Origin of the sequence: Streptomyces chiangmaiensis (assembly GCF_036281785.1) — a bacterium.
In the GTDB taxonomy this organism is placed as follows: domain Bacteria; phylum Actinomycetota; class Actinomycetes; order Streptomycetales; family Streptomycetaceae; genus Streptomyces; species Streptomyces chiangmaiensis.
This window is the reverse complement of record NZ_JAYWVC010000685.1, coordinates 1-733: the sequence shown is the minus strand read 5'-3', so window position 1 is coordinate 733 and position 733 is coordinate 1. Positions and strand designations below refer to the sequence as shown.

At 69.2% G+C, this 733-nt stretch carries 1 protein-coding gene and 1 pseudogene; both read left to right on the top strand.

What is annotated here, in order from left to right; translation table 11 throughout:
- A pseudogene (locus tag VXC91_RS46420) lies at nt 1-379 on the top strand (ISAzo13-like element transposase-related protein); the annotation flags it as partial.
- Nucleotides 380-493: 114 nt separating this feature from the next.
- Nucleotides 494-718, top strand: coding sequence for a hypothetical protein (locus tag VXC91_RS46415; RefSeq protein ID WP_329513339.1), 225 nt, complete (start codon nt 494-496; stop codon nt 716-718).
- Nucleotides 719-733: the final 15 nt, after the last annotated feature.

The window sequence follows — 733 nt, the reverse complement described above, 5'->3', positions numbered from 1 at the left end:
GCCGGGCACCAGTAAATGGAACAAGGTCGAACACCGGCTGTTCTCCCGGATCACCTGCGCTTGGCGCGGTATCCCGCTGACCAGCCACGAGGTTGCCGTCCGGGCGATCGCGGCGGCCCGCACCCGTACCGGATTACGGGTGCGGGCCGAGTTGGACACCCATATCTACCCCACCGGGCAGAATCCGGCGCACTGGCAGGTCGCCGCTCTTCCGCTGACGCGCGACGACTTCCACGGCGACTGGAACTACACCCTGCACCCCGCCCCGGAGCCACAGCCACCGCCGCCTTCCCGCAGCATCGATCCCGCCACCACCGCCTGGCTGTCGGATCCGGCCCTGACCGGCATGCCCCGCCAGGAGCTGGACTCCCTGGTGGACTAGGTCGCTGACGACTGGCAGAGCCTTGCCGACCGTGCCCTCACCCGGCGCACCGGCCGTCCCCGCCAGCGCCCATCCGTTCGTGGGATCGGTCAACTCGAGTACCACCACCGCGTGCTGGCAGCGGTTCTGCGGGCCCGCCGGGTGGCCACGACCGTCCTGATCACCGAGATACTCGGCTGCCACCGCACCTATCTGAACAGGTGCGCCGACCAAGCCGCCGAACTCCTCGCCCTCCACGACATCTGCATCGCCCCGGTCGACGGCCCCAAGGCCCGCACCCACGCGCAGCTGCAGGCCCGCATCGACGCAGCCCGACAACATCAAGACGGACAGTAGATTCCGCACAGGTTC